The following is a 15010-nucleotide window of genomic DNA, read 5'->3' as shown; positions in this document are numbered from 1 at the left end:
GGCTCAGATGTCCCTCTCCCACTCGGGCGTCATGCCCTGGGCGATCTGGATCTCGTCGTTGGAGACGCCGGCGGGCACCATCGGCCACACCATCGCGTCGGCGCTCACGGTGAAGTCCACGACCACGGGGCGGTCGTCGATCTGCATCGCCTTCTCGATCGTCGCGTCGATGTCCTCGTCGCGCTCGCAGCGCAGTCCGGCGCAGCCGTAGGCGTCGGCGAGCTTGACGAAGTCGGGGATGCGGCGCGTCCCGTGACCGGTGTTGAGGTCGGTGTGGGAGTAGCGCTGGTCGTAGAACAGGTTCTGCCACTGGCGGACCATGCCCAGGCTCGAGTTGTTGATGATCGCGACCTTGATCGGGATCTCGTTGATGACGCAGGTCGCGAGCTCCTGGTTGGTCATCTGGAAGCAGCCGTCGCCGTCGATGGCCCACACGGTGCGGTCGGGCATGCCGACCTTCGCGCCCATCGCGGCGGGCACCGAGTAGCCCATCGTGCCCAGCCCTCCGGAGTTGATCCAGGTGTTGGGGTGCTCGTAGCCGATGAACTGGGCCGACCACATCTGGTGCTGGCCCACGCCCGAGACGAAGATCGACTCCGGTCCGGAGATCTGGCCGAGGCGCTGGATCACCTTCTGCGGGGCGGTGTGGCCGTCGGCGGTCTCGGTCCAGCCCATCGGATAGGTGGTCCGGAGGTTGTCGAGCGTGGCCCACCACGACTCGTAGTCGCGCTCGTCGTGCTCGGCCAGACGCTCGCGCAGCTCGACGGTCAGCGCGGTCGCGATGTCCCGGGCCTCGCCCACGATCGGCACGTCCGCCTCGCGATTCTTGGAGATCTCGGCGGGGTCGACGTCCGCGTGGACCACGGTCGCGTTCGGCGCGAAGGAGTCGAGGCGACCCGTCACGCGGTCGTCGAAGCGGGCGCCGATCGCGATGATGAGATCGGCGCGCTGGAGGGCCGAGACCGCCGCGACCGAGCCGTGCATGCCGGGCATGCCCAGCTGCGCGGGATGGGAGTCCGGCAGCGCGCCGCGGGCCATCAGGGTGGTCACGAAGGGCGCGCCCGAGAGGTCGACGAGCTGGCGCACCTCGCGCGAGGCGCCGCCGCGGATCACGCCGCCGCCGATCAGGAAGACGGGCCGCTTGGCGTGGACCAACAGGTTCACGGCCTCGCGCACCTGCTTGTGGTGCGGACGCGGCGCGGGACGGTAGCCCGGCAGGTCCAGCCCCTCGGGCCACTCGAACGTCGTCTCGGCCTGCTGGGCGTCCTTGGTGACGTCCACGAGGACGGCGCCGGGACGGCCGGTCGAGGCGATGTGGAAGGCCTGCTTGATCGTGCGCGGGATCTGCGCCGGGTCGGTCACCAGGAAGTTGTGCTTGGTCACCGGCATCGTCATCCCGACGATGTCCGCCTCCTGGAAGGCGTCGGTGCCGATGAAGGAGGAGCCGACCTGGCCCGTGATCGCGACCATCGGGATCGAGTCCATCTGGGCGTCCGCGATCGCGGTGATCAGGTTCGTCGCGCCCGGGCCGGAGGTCGCCATGCACACGCCGACCTTGCCGGTCGCATGCGCGTAGCCGCTCGCGGCGTGGCCCGCCCCCTGCTCGTGGCGCACGAGGATGTGCCGCAGGTGCTGGGCGTCCATGAGCGGGTCGTAGGTGGGGAGGATCGCCCCGCCGGGAAGGCCGAAGACGACGTCCGCCCCGGCATGCTCGAGGGATTGGATCAGCGACTGTGCGCCGGTGACGCGTGGTGCGGCCATCGGAACTCCTGGGGTCGTCGGGTCGGGAGGTCGGTGTGTCGATCGAGAGCGGGCACGAAAAAACCCCTCGGCCGGAGGGCTCTCGAGGGGTGCGCGGAAGACGTCTCGTAGGGACGAACGGGCGTCAGCCGCGCTCGGTAACTACGAGGAGGATCATCTGCATGCCGGTCATGTTAGCGACCCCCCCGCCCCGCTCCCACCATGTCCACGATGCGGGACGGCATCCCGTCCCGCGCGACGCGGGCGGCGGCGAGGGGACGACAGGCCCGTTCGGACCGAAGGTCCTGCGTGAAACGGTGTCTCTCTCCTAGGCTCACAGAGCAGGTTCGCCCCCACACCCGAAGGTTCGTGATCGCCCCATGAGCTCCCCCGACACCACCGCGCCCGTCGACGCGTCGCCTCTCATCAGCTCCGCGACGCCCGCGCCCGACCTGACCGACGCCCGCATCCTCGTCGCCGGCGGCGGCATGACCGGGCACCGTTTCGCCGCCCGGCTGCGCGCCCAGGACCCCGACGGCTCCTGGCGCCTCACCGTGATCGGGGAGGAGCCCGAGCAGCCGTATGACCGCGTGCACCTGTCCAACTGGTTCACGCGCCACGACGCGAGCATGCTCGCGCTCGACCCCTCCGTGTGGGACGACCCGCGGATCACGCTCGTCGCGGGCGACAAGGTCGAGGCCGTCGACCGTGCCGCGCAGACCGTGACGACCGCGTCAGGCACCGTGCACCGCTACGACCGGCTCGTGCTTGCGACCGGCTCGTGGGCCTGGGCGCCGCGCGCCGAGGGCAAGGACCTGCCCGGTTCGTTCAGCTACCGCACCGTCGAGGACGTCGAGCGCCTGGCCGAGTGGGTCGCCACCCGTGGCGCGGCCCTGGGACGCCCCCTGCGGGGCATGGTCGTCGGCGGCGGCGTGCTCGGCCTCGAGGCCGCCGCGGCCCTGAAGAACATGGACGTCGACACCACCGTGGTCGAGTTCGCCGACCGCCTCATGAGCGTCCAGCTCGACCAGGGCGGCGGCGAGATGCTGCGCCTGCTCATCGAGGATCTCGGGATCCACGCGCGCACCGGGGTGGGCGCCACCCGCTTCACGCCCGCGGGCGACGGCGCGATGGGCACCGCGTACCTCTCCGACGAGACCGAGCTGCCCGTGGACGTCGTGGTCTTCTCGACCGGAATCCGCCCGCGCGACCGCGTGGCCCGCGAGGCCGGCCTCGCGATCGGCGAGCGCGGCGGCGTGATCGTCGGCGACACCTGCCAGACCTCCGACCCCGCGATCTGGGCCATCGGCGAGTGCGCGTCCTTCAACGGCGTGTGCGCGGGTCTGATCGCCCCCGGCAACGACATGGCCGACGTCGTCGTCGACCGCTTCCTGGGCGGCGACCGCACGCATCACCGCGCCGACGACGGCACCAAGCTCAAGGGCGTGGGCGTCGATGCCGCCGCCTTCGGGGACGTCAACGCCGTGAGCCCCGACGCGCTCGAGGTCTCGTTCGTCGACCCCGTCAACCGCAAGTACCGCAAGCTCGTCATGTCCGACGACGCCAAGCGCCTGCTGGGCGGCGTGTTCGTGGGCGACATCGAGCTGTACTCCCAGCTGCGCCCGCTGATCGGCCGCGAGCTCGGCGCCGACCCTTCGGCCGTGATCGCCCCCGAGGGCACCGCGATGGCCGACACCGCGCTGCCCGACGACGCCGTGGTGTGCTCGTGCAACAACGTCGACGCGGGCACGATCCGCAATGCCGTCACCGAGCACGAGTGCCACACCGTGGGCGCGATCAAGGAGTGCACGAAGGCGGGGACGGTGTGCGGCTCGTGCGTGCCGACCCTCACCAAGATCCTCAACCAGGAGCTCGAGAAGAGCGGCATCACCGTCTCCCATGCCCTGTGCGAGCATTTCGCGCAGTCCCGCGCCGAGCTGTTCAAGCTCGTCGAGGAGGGCGGCCAGGAGACCTTCACGGAGGTCGTCACTGCCTTCGGCACCGGTCGCGGCTGCGCGGTGTGCCGCCCGACGGTCGCGTCGATCCTCTCGACGCTCGGCGCGATCACCGGGCGCCGCCACAACCCGGTGGGCCGCCAGCTCGGCTCCCTGCAGGACACCAACGACTTCGTGATGGCGAACATCCAGCGGGACGGCACCTACTCGGTGATCCCCGCGATGCCCGCCGGCGAGGTCACGCCCGAGGGCCTCATGGTCATCGCGCAGGTCGCCCAGGACTACGGTCTGTACGTCAAGCTCAACGGCGCCCAGCGCGTCGGCCTGTTCGGCGCGCGCCTCGAGCAGCTCCCGGAGATCTGGAAGCGCCTCGTGGACGCGGGCTTCCAGTCCGGACACGCGTACGGCAAGTCGCTGCGCATGGTCAAGGCGTGCCTGGGCACCAACTGGTGCCGCTTCGGCGTGCAGGACTCGACCACGATGGCGGTGAACCTCGAGAAGCGCTACCGCGGTCTGCGCTCGCCTCACAAGATCAAGATCTCGGTGTCGGGGTGCGCCCGCGAGTGCGCGGAGGCCCAGGCCAAGGACGTCGGCGTGATCGCGACCAACCGCGGCTGGAACCTGTACGTCGGCGGCAACGGCGGTGCCCAGCCCGCGCACGGCAAGCTGCTCGCCGAGGACCTCGACGACGCGACCCTGCGGCGCTGCATCGACCGCTTCCTCATGCTCTACGTCCGCGAGGCCGACAAGCTCCAGCGCACCGCGCGCTGGGTCGAGGAGTACCGGGGCGGCATCGAGGAGCTGCGGCGCGTGATCGTCGACGACACGCTCGGCATCGGCGAGCAGCTCGAGGAGTCCATGCAGCGCCACGTCGACTCGTACGTGGACGAGTGGGCGGAGGCCGTGAACGACCCGGAGCGCGCGGCGAAGTTCGTCTCGTTCGTCAACGCCCCGCGCGAGACCGACGACGAGCTGCGCTACGTCCCCGAGCGCGGACAGGCCCGCCCGGCGACCGCCGAGGACTTCGTCACGTACGGCTCGCTCCTCGAGGCGCGCGAGCACGGCGACGAGCACGAGGACCCGGTCCCCGCGTTCGCCCAGCAGCCGTGACCGGCGGCGCCACCCCCACGAGCCCCACGAGACGAGAGACGACGAGCCATGAATGCCCTGACTGATCGGTCGATGATCGAGATCTGCCCCCTCGCGGCCCTGAGCGTCGAGCGCGGCGCTGCGGCGCTGCTGCCCGACGACACGCAGATCGGCGTGTTCCTGCTGGACGACGGGAGCGTGCACGCGATCCAGCAGCACGACCCGTACTCGGGAGCCAACATCCTGTCCCGCGGCCTCGTCGGCACGCACGTCGTGCCGGGCGGGACACCCGAGGAGTCCGTCGTCGTCCCCACGATCGCCTCGCCCATGTACAAGCAGGTGTGGAACCTGGACACCGGCGAGGTGATCGACGCCGGTGGCGGCGAGAAGAAGCAGATCGACGTGTTCGACGCGGAGGTGCGCGACGGGGTGCTGTTCGTCGCGTCCTCGCCGCGGCCGCGCGCCGACGCCCGATGACGGACGTCGAGGACGGGCGAGACGACCCGCTCGCGGTCGAGGCGCTCTCCCCCGTGCGGCTCGAGCCGGGGTCCGTCGCCCTCGTCGGCGGCGGCCCCGGGGCCTTCGACCTGCTGACGGTCCGCGGCCTCGCGCTGCTGCGCCAGGCCGACGTCGTCGTGGTCGACCGGCTCGGGCCCGCGGGTCTCGTCGAGCTGCTCGGCGCGGGCGTCGAGGTGATCGGCGTGGGCAAGACCCCCGGCGGCCGTTCGATGCGCCAGGCCGACATCGAACGGGTACTCGTCGAGCAGGCGCACGCCGGCAAGCGGGTCGTGCGTCTCAAGGGCGGCGATCCGTTCGTGCTGGGCCGCGGCGGTGAGGAGGTCCTCGCGTGCCGCGCCGCGGGCGTGCCCGTGCAGGTGGTGCCCGGAGTGACCTCCTCGATCGCCGGACCCGCGGCCGCCGACGTCCCCGTGACCCACCGCGGCGCCGCTGTGGCGCTCCACGTCGTCAACGCCCACGGCGACCTGGGGCCCGCGGACCTCGCGGCGCTGCGGGACCCGGGCACCACGACCGTGCTCATGATGGGCGTCGAGTGGCTCCCGCGCCTCGTGTCGCAGGTGCTGCTCAACGGCATCGATCCGGCGACCCCCGTCGCGGTCGTGCAGAGCGCGACCACGCCGCAGCAGCGCGCGGTGCGCGGCACGATCGGCACGATCGAGCGGGTCGTGGCGGACGAGGGCATCGGCTTCCCCTCGGTCATCGTGGTGGGGCGCACCGCGGCAGAGGGCTTCCTCTCCCCGCCCGAGCCGGCCGGCGAGATCCACGGGTCGGGCCGCGAGGCGCTCCCCGACGGCGCGCCGAGGCCCGTTCCCGCGCACGACGGCGCGCCCGTGCTCATCGGCTGCGCGCACGGCACCCGGAGCCGTGCAGGCCGTGACGTGATCCGCGCGATCCTGACGCGGGTCCAGCACCAGCTGGGCTCGACCGCCGTCCGCGAGGCGTACGTCGACGTGCAGGACCCTGATGTCGCCACGGTGGTCGACGCGGTCGCCGCGCGCTCGGCGGACGATCGACGCACGCGCCCCGAGAACGCTCCCGACGCGGTGGTCGTGCCGCTGCTGCTGTCGACGGGCTACCACGTGGCCTGGGACATCGCGCACGCCGTCGAGGGTCATGCGGCGCTCGCCGCCCCTCCCCTGGGCCCCGACCCCCGCCTGGCCGACGTCATGGCCGAGCGTCTCGAGGAGTGCGGGCTCGGCGAGCACGACGCGGTCGTGATGGCGGTCGCGGGCACGCGCGACCGCGCGGGGCAGGAGATGGCGGCGCGCATGCGCGAGCTGCTCGCCGCGCGGCTCGGGCGCCCCGTGGCCCTCGGCTTCGTCGCGGCCGCCGAGCCGAGCGTGGGTGCCGCCGTCGCGGCGCTGCGCGAGCAGGACCCGGGCCGCCGCGTCGTGGTGGCCAGCTATCTGCTCGTGCCGGGATATTTCCAGCGTGTCCTGGCCGATGCCGGGGCGGATCTGGTCGCCGAGCCGCTCGGCGACCACCCGCTCATCGCGGACATCGTCGCCGAGCGTTTCGCCTCTGCCGTCGGCGCCTGAGCACGGCGCCGACGGCGGCGGACATCCGGCGGCCGTCCGCGCCATGAGACCGTGGGGCGCACACGGAGCAGAGGGAGCACGGACGGTGAACACGCAGGAGCTCACGCGCCGCACCGGGGCGGCGCTCCTCCTGGTCGCCCTCGTGATCTTCGCGGGGGCCTCGCTCTGGGCGCTGGCGGCCCCGGGTGTCCAGTACGCGTGGCCGCTCACCATGATCAGCGATCTCGGAGCCCGCGGCTGCTTCACGGCCGACGGCAGATGGATCTGCTCGCCTCGTGCCGCGGCCTTCAACGCGGGACTGCTCGGGTCGGGCCTGTCGCTCGTGGGCGCGGCCACGGCACTGCGAGCCGCACGGCACCCCGCCCCGCGGGGTGCCGTTCTGAGTGCGGGGCTCGGCCTGGTCCTGCTGGGCCTCTCCCCCTCCGACACGGCGCACGGGCTGCACATGGCCGGCGCGGTCCTCGCCCTGCCGGTCGCCTCGGCGCTCCTCGTGGTCAGCGCGGTGTGCGAGGTCCGGCGGGCCGATCTGCCCCGGACCGGGTCGCGTTCCCCCGGCGCCGTGGCGGCGCCCGCCGTCCGCGGGGCGCTCGGGACGGTGGCGCTCGTGTGCACCTCCGCGCATCTGCTCCCCCAGGCCCGCTTCCATGGCGCGGCGGAGATGGTCTCGCTGGTCGCGCTGTTCCTCGCGCTTCTGCTCGAGGCGTGCACGCTGCTCCGCGCGGCGCCTGCACCTCGACGCTGCGACGGCTCAGCCGCCGAGATGACGCAAGCTCGGCCACACCGCCGCCCAGCCGCCCCGCGGACCGGAGCAGCTGACCATCGGTGAGCCCGCGACCCCGAAGGGATCGCTCGCTCCCCGCGTGAGAGCGCCCGCGTCGGTGCAGGACGCGAAGTGGTCGCGCTGCGCGACCGCTCGGTCACCGACCAGCAGCACCTCGCCGGCGGCCGGAGGTCCCATCTGCCACAGGGCGTTGTGCCCCGAGGCGACGTCGATGCCGCCGGCCCCCGACGGCGGACGGTAGAAGTCGACGGCTCCGGCCAGCGCATAGCTGTCGGTGACCACGGCGGACTCGGGGCTCGCGCGCGCTCGGTCGACCTGGGCGACGTACGCCGGCCAGTCGACCTGGTCGCGGGCCACCGGGTTGATCGCGGAGACGGCCGCGTACACGGGCGAGGGCACCGGGAGCACCGGCAGCGCCAGGACCGCCGCGATCGCCGCGTTCGCGGCGAGGACGGCGGGAGCCCGCCTCCACGCGAGCGAGGTCGTGCGGCTGATCGGCCCCCACCCCAGGGACAGGGCGGTCAGGAACAGGCCGACGGCGTAGTAGGGCTGGGCCGGAGCGACGAGGTTCCACAGCACGAGGACCACGCCCGCGGGCAGGAGCATGCCCACGCGGGATCCGTCGTGCGCCGACCAGGCCAGGCCGCGTCCCCAGACCCCCACGAGCGGCGGCCCGACGAAGGCCACCAGCAGCGGGAGGACCAGGGCACGGTTCAGCGTCCCGTGCAGGGCGATGAGGTCCCCGGAGACCTGCCGCATGGGCCACCCGTGGAGCGCCTGCGCCATCACCTGGGGAGCCCCGATCACGACGGCGAGAGCGGCGCCGAGCGCGGCCTGGCGCGAGAACAGCAGGTCCCGTCGAACGACCAGGAGCGAGAGGGCCAGCGCGCCGACGAGCGGGAGGATCAGGAGCTTGTTCCAGCATGCCGCACCAGCGATGACCCCGGCCCAGACCAGTCCGCGCCGATCCCCGCGATCAGCGAGGACCACCATCAGCACGACCGCCTGCCATGCCAGCAGGTCGAGGGTGCCGGTGAGGAAGACGTGTCCCATGATCAGCGGATAGACCGTCGTGGCATGAGCCCACGCCGCGACGGTCTGGACCCGTCGGCCGTACCCCAGCACGGACGGGAACCGGGCCGCGAGCAGGGCCCCGGCGGCGGCGGTACAGGCGGCGGGTGCACGCTGGACCCACAGGGCGTCGTCGATCGTCGTCATGAGATGGGTGAGCCACACCGTCAGCGGGGGCTGGTCCTCGTACCACCATGCGAGGGGAAGCATGCGGAAGTAGAGCTCGTCGCCGTGCGGGCCGTACCGATCCCCCAGCACGAGCAGGACGGCAAGGACGGTGAGAGCGGCCACCGTACCAGCGGGGAGCCGCCCGGCACGGCGCCGGATCGCTCCGAGAACTCTCCCGCCGCCGGCCGTACGCTCCGGGCCGGACGGCGCGGGCGTGGTCACCCGCTTCGTCCACGCGTCGACCGCGGGCCCCCGGTGCGTCGTTCCGGCCGCTCGACGGCGTCGACGAGGACGCGCACGGCCTCGCCGGTTCCGTCCTCCGACCGCACCCGCCGTCCCAGCTCGGCGGCGCGTCGGCGCATCTCCGGCCTCAGCCCGGTCTCGATCCTGCGCGCCAGGCGTTCACCGGTCAGCATGCCGCGCGGGAGCATGGGCGGAGCGACGCCGACCGTGCGGAGGCGATGGCCCCAGTAGAACTGGTCGGCGAGGTGAGGGACGACCACCGAGGGGATCCCCGCCCGCGCCACCGCACCGGTCGTTCCCGAGCCTCCGTGGTGGACGGCGAGATCGACGCGGGCGAAGAGCGCGGCGTGAGGCTCCTCGCCGATGCCGAGGACGGTGCCGTCGTCGAACCCCTCCGCTCCCGCCAGCTGGACGAGGGCGCGGACGCCGACGCGCTCGGCTGCCCACGACACGACGGTCAGCACGCGCTCGAGATCGTCCTGAGGCATCGACCCGAAGGTCATCGAGACCCAGGGCGAGGTGGTGGTCGACACGGGCCCGAGGCCGGAGCTCGGCGACGTCACCGACTCCGGCCACCACCATCCGGTCGCGCACCCCTCGATGCGCGAGGCCGGCAGGACCGCGGGGCTGACGGCCAGGAGAGTGCCGTGCGTGGCGGTCGAGAGACCGACGGGATGGTGGGGGTGCAGGCGCAGCCGGCCCCTCGTCCACCCTCCGTCGAAACCGCCGAAGTACCTCTCGACCCTGCGCAGCGCGCCGCGCATCCCTCGTCGGAGGGGGCTGGGGAGCAGCCAGCTGAACGGGAGCAGAGGCATGGGGCCCCCCAGGCTCCTGTTCTCCGGCCACATGTGGGCACGGATCACGGGCACTCGTCGGGACAGGGCGGCATCGACCGGGGCGAGCGCGAAGGTCGAGGCGACGAGGACGTCCGCGTCCTCGAGGGCATCGGAGGTCGGCTCGAAGAAGGACGAGAGGAAGTCGGCGAACTCGCCGCGCGTTCGGTTCACGGCACGGAGGTCGCCACGCCGCAGGGCCTCGGCGGCGGGACCGGCGAGAAGCCGCTGCGGGTCGCTGTCCACGGGGACGAGAGGCACACCGCGGGGCACGCACGCCGCGAGCGTCGCATGCGTCACCAGGTGCGCGTCATGGCCGGTCTCCTGCAGCCGAGCCGCCAGGGCTCCGAACGGGGCGACATCTCCTCGGCTTCCCACCGCCGCGAGCACGACTCTCATCGGCCACCCCGCACGGACCGACCCGATCGTGATCGCCGTCGAGTCGCCCTGCGCATCGCACCACCCTATCGGGGCGCCCCGCCGGTCACGGCGGACGCGGCGACGGCGGCAGCGCTGCCGACGGTGAGAGCGACCGTCAGTCGAGCGGGCGGCGGGTCGCCCCGTAGGTGGCCGACCGCACGAGGTGCGCGTACACCTTGAGCGCTTGTGACACCTGACGCTCACGGTGCTCGGGGCGCCACGGCAGCGGGCCCTTCGCGGCCCGCCGACGCTCGATCTCCTCGTCGGGCACGTCGAGCTGGAGCAGGCGCTGGTCGACGTCGAGGACGATCCTGTCGTCGTCCTCGATGAGGCCGATCAGGCCGCCCTCGGCGGCCTCGGGCGAGATGTGCCCGATCGAGACGCCCGAGGTGCCGCCCGAGAAGCGGCCGTCGGTGATGAGCGCGCACGCCTTGCCGAGCCCGCGGCCCTTGAGGAACGAGGTCGGGTAGAGCATCTCCTGCATGCCCGGCCCGCCCTGGGGACCCTCGTAGCGGATGACCACGATGTGGCCCTCCTTGACGGTCTTGTCGAGGATCTTCTGGACGGCCTCCTCCTGGGAGTCGCACACGACGGCGCGGCCCTCGAAGTGGAACAGGTCCTCGGTGATGCCGGCCGTCTTGATGACGGCGCCGTCCTCGGCGAGGTTGCCCTTGAGCACGCACAGCCCGCCGTCCTTGGTGTAGGCGTGCGGGACGGCGCGGATGGCGCCGCCCTCGGCGTCGGTGTCGAGCTCCTCGTAGAGACTGGTCTGGGAGAAGGCGTGCGTCGTGCGCTGGCGGCCGGGGGCCGCGTGGAAGAAGGCCTCGGCCTCCTTCGTGGCGCTCCCGCCGCGCACGTCCCAGTCCGCGAGCCACGAGTGCAGGTCCGGCGAGTGCACGGCGTGGACCGAGTGGTCGAGCAGGCCGCCCCGGTCGAGCTCGCCCAGGATGGCGGGGATGCCGCCGGCCCGGTGCACGTCCTCGATGTGGTACTTCATCGAGTTGGGCGCCACCTTCGACAGGCACGGCACGGAGCGCGAGAGACGGTCGATGTCGTCGAGGCCGAAGTCGATGCCGCCCTCGATCGCGGCCGCGAGGATGTGCAGCACCGTATTGGTCGAGCCGCCCATCGCGACGTCGAGGCTCATGGCGTTGGTGAAGGCGGCCTTGGTGGCGATGCTGCGCGGCAGCACCGACTCGTCGTCGTCGCCGTAGTAGCGCGCGGCCAGGTCCACGACCGTGCGGCCGGCCCGCAGGAACAGCTCCTTGCGGAAGGCATGGGTGGCGAGCGTGGTGCCGTTGCCCGGCAGGGAGAGGCCGAGCGCCTCGGTCAGGCAGTTCATCGAGTTGGCGGTGAACATGCCCGAGCAGGAGCCGCACGTGGGGCACGCGTTCTCCTCGATCTCGGCGAGCTGGACGTCGGTGATGCTGTCGTCCGCCGACAGGGAGATCGCGTCGACGAGGTCCAGGCGGTGGTCGACCACGCCCTCGACGGGCGCGCCGGACTCCATCGGGCCGCCCGAGACGAAGACGGTGGGGATGTTCAGGCGCATCGCGGCCATGAGCATGCCGGGCGTGATCTTGTCGCAGTTGGAGATGCACACGAGGGCGTCGGCGCAGTGCGCGTTGACCATGTACTCGACGCTGTCGGCGATCACGTCACGGCTGGGCAGCGAGTACAGCATGCCGCCGTGGCCCATCGCGATGCCGTCGTCCACGGCGATCGTGTTGAACTCCTTGGAGACCCCGCCGGCCTCCTTGATCGCCCCGGCGACGAGGTCGCCGAGGTTCTTGAGGTGAACGTGGCCGGGCACGAACTGCGTGTAGGAGTTCGCGATGGCGACGATCGGCTTGCCGAAGTCGGACTTCTCCATGCCGGTCGCACGCCACAGGGCGCGGGCGCCGGCCATGTTGCGGCCATGGGTCGAGGTTCGTGAGCGCAGTGGGGGCATGCACGGATTCTACGCGCCGGATGCCGAGACGGACCGCCCACGATCCGGACAGTGGGGGTCGTCACCCGGCCGGTGCAGACGCGCCGCTCCGCTGCCGGGTCGTATCACCGCCGGGCGCGCCAGGTCTCGATTCGGACACGGGCCCGGGCGCGGCTGGCGGCGAGGGGCCCGATCCCGGACAGTTCCGCCCATGGACGACCTCCTGGCCCACTACCCGCCGGCCGTGAGCGGCGCGTACGACGAGATGATCGGCCCCGAGGGGGTGCGCCCGCAGTACGGCGCGCTGACCGACGTCTTCGACCGCCTCGGCGGCGACGAGCTGACGGCGCGCAACGCCTACCTCGGCACGCGCTACCTCGACACCGGCGTCACCTTCGACTTCTCCGGACGCGAGGAGCCCTTCCCCGTCGACATCGTGCCGCGCCTGATCCAGGCCGAGCCGTGGAGCCGCCTCGAGGCGGGGCTGACCCAGCGGGTCGCCGTGCTCGAGCGCTTCCTGGCCGACGTGTACGGCGCCGGGCAGGTCTTCGACGACGGCGTCGTGCCGCGCGCGCTCATCACCACCTCCCGACACTTCGTGCGCGCGGTCGCGGGCTTCGAGCCGCCCGGCGGCGTGCGCATCCACATCGCGGGCATCGACCTCGTGCGCGACGGCGAGGGCACGATGCGCGTGCTCGAGGACAACGTGCGCATCCCCTCGGGCGTCTCCTACGTGCTCACCAACCGCCAGGCGATCACCGCGGCCCTGCCCGAGGCGGTGCGCCGCTACCCGATGGCACCGGTCGACGACTATCCCGCCCGGCTGCGGGCCGCGCTCGCGGCGTGCGCGCCGCCCGGCGTGACCGACCCGCACGTCGTCGTGATGAGCCCCGGGGTGTTCAACTCCGCCTACTTCGAGCACTCCCTGCTGGCCCGCACGATGGGCGTCCCCCTCGTCGAGGGCCGCGACCTCGTGGCGCGCCAGGGCCGCGTCTACCTCCGGGACACGGGCGGCCTCCAGGTGGTCGACGTGATCTACCGCCGCGTCGACGACGAGTACCTCGACCCCGTGCACTTCCGCCACGACTCGATGCTGGGCTGCGCGGGCCTCGTCTCCGCCCAGGCCAACGGCACCGTCACGATCGCCAACGCGATCGGCAACGGGGTGGCCGACGACAAGCTCGTCTACTCCTACGTGCCGGACCTCGTGCGCTACTACCTGGGCGAGGAGCCGATCATCCCCAACGTCGACACGTGGCGCCTCGAGGACCCCGGCCAGCGCGAGGAGGCGATGGACCGCTTCGCCGAGCTCGTCATCAAGCCCGTCGACGGGTCGGGCGGCAAGGGCATCGTGATCGGCCCCCAGTGCGACGCCGAGGAGCTCGAGCAGGCGCGCCAGAAGGTGCTCGCCGACCCGCGCGGCTACATCGCCCAGCCCCTCGTCCAGCTCTCCACGGTGCCCACCGTGGTCGACGGGCGGCTGCGGCCGCGTCACGTGGACCTGCGCCCCTTCGTGCTCAACGACGGCCAGGGTATGTGGGTCCTGCCGGGCGGCCTCACGCGGGTCGCGCGCGGCGAGGGCCAGTACATCGTCAACTCCTCCCAGGGCGGCGCCTCGAAGGACACCTGGGTGCTGCGCGCACCGGGCCGGGAGCGGACGCCCGAGGACGAGGAGACGGTGGTCCTCCACGAGGTCGACGTCGTCGCCCCCGAGATCTCCGAGGTGGACAGCGCGGGCGCCCAGCAGCAGCAGCAACAGCAGCAGCAGAGCTGCGCGACGGTCGGCGAGGAGGCACGGACATGCTGAGCAGGATCGCGGAGTCGCTGTTCTGGATCGGGCGCTACGTCGAGCGGGCCTCGGGCGTGGCCCGGGTCCTCGAGGTCAACCTCGACCTCGGGGCCGACCGGGCCAGCGGCGGCGCCCATCCCTTCGGGATCGAGCTGTGCCGTGCGCTCGGCGCGGGCCTGTCGGCCGATCCCTCGCCCGAGGAGGTCTGGTCGGTGCTGGGCCTGGACCCCGCCTCGTCGCTGTCGATGGTCGCCTCGCTCACCAACTGCCGGGAGTCCGCGCGGCGCGCACGGGAGGTGCTCTCGGTGTCGACCTGGGAGGTCATCAACCGGTCCTACCACCGGGTGGGGTCGGGCCGCCTGGCCGCCCTGCGGCCCGCGCTCGCGTGCCGCGACGTGCACGACTTCTGCGCCATGATCATCGGCACCCTCGACGAGACCATGACCCGCGACCAGGCGTGGCACTTCCTCGTCGCCGGGCGCAACATCGAGCGCGTCGACATGACGGCGCGCATCCTCTCGGCGACCACCGCGGTGCCCCCGCGGGCCACGTCCCACCAGCTGCTGCTGCGGGCCTGCAGCGCCCAGCAGGCCTTCGTCACGACCCGGGGCCGGGACGACACGGTCGCGGCCGCCACCGACTTCCTGCTGCGCGACCGCCTGTTCCCGCGCTCGGTCGTGCACTGCCTCACCGAGGCCCGCGACGAGCTCGCGGCGCTGGACCCCAACCCGCTGCGCACCGGCTTCGAGGACGGCGCGCAGCGCCTGCTGGGACGCGCGAGCGCGACGGTCGAGTACCTCGAGCCGGGCGACGCGATGGCGGACCTCGCCGGCGTCACCTCCCGGCTCCAGGACGTGTGCCGCCGCGCGACCCAGGCCCTGACCAGCCGCTACTTCGAGGGCGCCCTGATCTCCCAGTGGCGCGAGAGGTGACC

At 72.6% G+C, this 15010-nt stretch carries 10 protein-coding genes; 6 read left to right on the top strand and 4 right to left on the bottom strand.

What is annotated here, in order from left to right:
- Positions 1-3: 3 nt before the first annotated feature.
- Positions 4-1761 carry an acetolactate synthase large subunit gene (locus BRM3_RS10350; RefSeq protein WP_263593244.1) on the bottom strand — a complete coding sequence of 586 codons (1758 nt, stop codon included), beginning with the start codon at positions 1759-1761 and terminating at the stop codon, positions 4-6.
- A 359-nt stretch (positions 1762-2120) separates the two neighbouring features.
- Between BRM3_RS10350 and nirB the strand changes: the two genes are divergently transcribed.
- From nirB to BRM3_RS10330, 4 genes are all read left to right on the top strand, one after another.
- Positions 2121-4805 (top strand): nitrite reductase large subunit NirB, encoded by a 2685-nt coding sequence (nirB, locus tag BRM3_RS10345; protein ID WP_396126908.1) that lies wholly within the window; start codon positions 2121-2123, stop codon positions 4803-4805.
- A 48-nt stretch (positions 4806-4853) separates the two neighbouring features.
- The gene (locus BRM3_RS10340; protein WP_263593243.1) at positions 4854-5261 is read left to right on the top strand and encodes a nitrite reductase (NAD(P)H) small subunit; all 408 of its coding nucleotides are present in this window, start codon (positions 4854-4856) and stop codon (positions 5259-5261) included.
- On the top strand, positions 5258-6841 hold the full coding sequence (gene cobA / locus BRM3_RS10335) for a uroporphyrinogen-III C-methyltransferase (RefSeq protein ID WP_263593242.1): 1584 nt from the start codon (positions 5258-5260) through the stop codon (positions 6839-6841). The genes BRM3_RS10340 and cobA overlap by 4 nt, the downstream gene beginning before the upstream one ends.
- 85 nt (positions 6842-6926) lie before the next feature.
- The gene (locus BRM3_RS10330) at positions 6927-7667 is read left to right on the top strand and encodes a hypothetical protein (RefSeq protein ID WP_263593241.1); all 741 of its coding nucleotides are present in this window, start codon (positions 6927-6929) and stop codon (positions 7665-7667) included.
- On the opposite strand, the gene BRM3_RS10325 is transcribed toward BRM3_RS10330, so the two are convergent.
- The 3 genes from BRM3_RS10325 to ilvD all read right to left on the bottom strand — a co-directional run bounded on the left by BRM3_RS10325 (position 7590) and on the right by ilvD (position 12308).
- Positions 7590-8984, bottom strand: coding sequence for a glycosyltransferase family 39 protein (locus tag BRM3_RS10325; protein ID WP_263593240.1), 1395 nt, complete (start codon positions 8982-8984; stop codon positions 7590-7592). The genes BRM3_RS10330 and BRM3_RS10325 overlap by 78 nt on opposite strands.
- A 95-nt stretch (positions 8985-9079) precedes the next feature.
- Positions 9080-10336, bottom strand: a complete 1257-nt coding sequence (locus BRM3_RS10320) for a glycosyltransferase (protein WP_263593239.1) — start codon at positions 10334-10336, stop codon at positions 9080-9082.
- A 136-nt stretch (positions 10337-10472) separates the two neighbouring features.
- Positions 10473-12308 (bottom strand): dihydroxy-acid dehydratase, encoded by a 1836-nt coding sequence (gene ilvD, locus BRM3_RS10315; protein ID WP_263593238.1) that lies wholly within the window; start codon positions 12306-12308, stop codon positions 10473-10475.
- A 190-nt stretch (positions 12309-12498) separates the two neighbouring features.
- Here ilvD and BRM3_RS10310 point away from each other — a divergent pair, with 190 nt between their 5' ends.
- Together BRM3_RS10310 and BRM3_RS10305 are read left to right on the top strand one after the other, a co-directional pair.
- A complete protein-coding gene (locus BRM3_RS10310) occupies positions 12499-14094 on the top strand; it encodes a circularly permuted type 2 ATP-grasp protein (protein ID WP_263593237.1) in 1596 nt (531 codons plus the stop codon).
- Positions 14088-15008, top strand: a complete 921-nt coding sequence (locus BRM3_RS10305; protein ID WP_263593236.1) for an alpha-E domain-containing protein — start codon at positions 14088-14090, stop codon at positions 15006-15008. The genes BRM3_RS10310 and BRM3_RS10305 overlap by 7 nt, the downstream gene beginning before the upstream one ends.
- Positions 15009-15010 lie beyond the last annotated feature (2 nt).

It is taken from the genome of Brachybacterium huguangmaarense (assembly GCF_025725725.1).
Taxonomy (GTDB): Bacteria; Actinomycetota; Actinomycetes; order Actinomycetales; family Dermabacteraceae; genus Brachybacterium; species Brachybacterium huguangmaarense.
Note: the sequence above shows the minus strand (reverse complement) of the source record. Positions and strands in the feature narration are given on the sequence as shown.

Excerpts from the sequence above, each read along its gene's own strand:
- BRM3_RS10350 (WP_263593244.1), bottom strand. The coding sequence starts at position 1,761 with ATGGCCGCACCACGCGTCACCGGCGCACAGTCGCTGATCCAATCCCTC.
- nirB (WP_396126908.1), top strand. The coding sequence starts at position 2,121 with ATGAGCTCCCCCGACACCACCGCGCCCGTCGACGCGTCGCCTCTCATC.
- BRM3_RS10340 (WP_263593243.1), top strand. The coding sequence starts at position 4,854 with ATGAATGCCCTGACTGATCGGTCGATGATCGAGATCTGCCCCCTCGCG.
- cobA (WP_263593242.1), top strand. The coding sequence starts at position 5,258 with ATGACGGACGTCGAGGACGGGCGAGACGACCCGCTCGCGGTCGAGGCG.
- BRM3_RS10320 (WP_263593239.1), bottom strand. The coding sequence starts at position 10,336 with ATGAGAGTCGTGCTCGCGGCGGTGGGAAGCCGAGGAGATGTCGCCCCG.
- ilvD (WP_263593238.1), bottom strand. The coding sequence starts at position 12,308 with ATGCCCCCACTGCGCTCACGAACCTCGACCCATGGCCGCAACATGGCC.
- BRM3_RS10310 (WP_263593237.1), top strand. The coding sequence starts at position 12,499 with ATGGACGACCTCCTGGCCCACTACCCGCCGGCCGTGAGCGGCGCGTAC.
- BRM3_RS10305 (WP_263593236.1), top strand. The coding sequence starts at position 14,088 with ATGCTGAGCAGGATCGCGGAGTCGCTGTTCTGGATCGGGCGCTACGTC.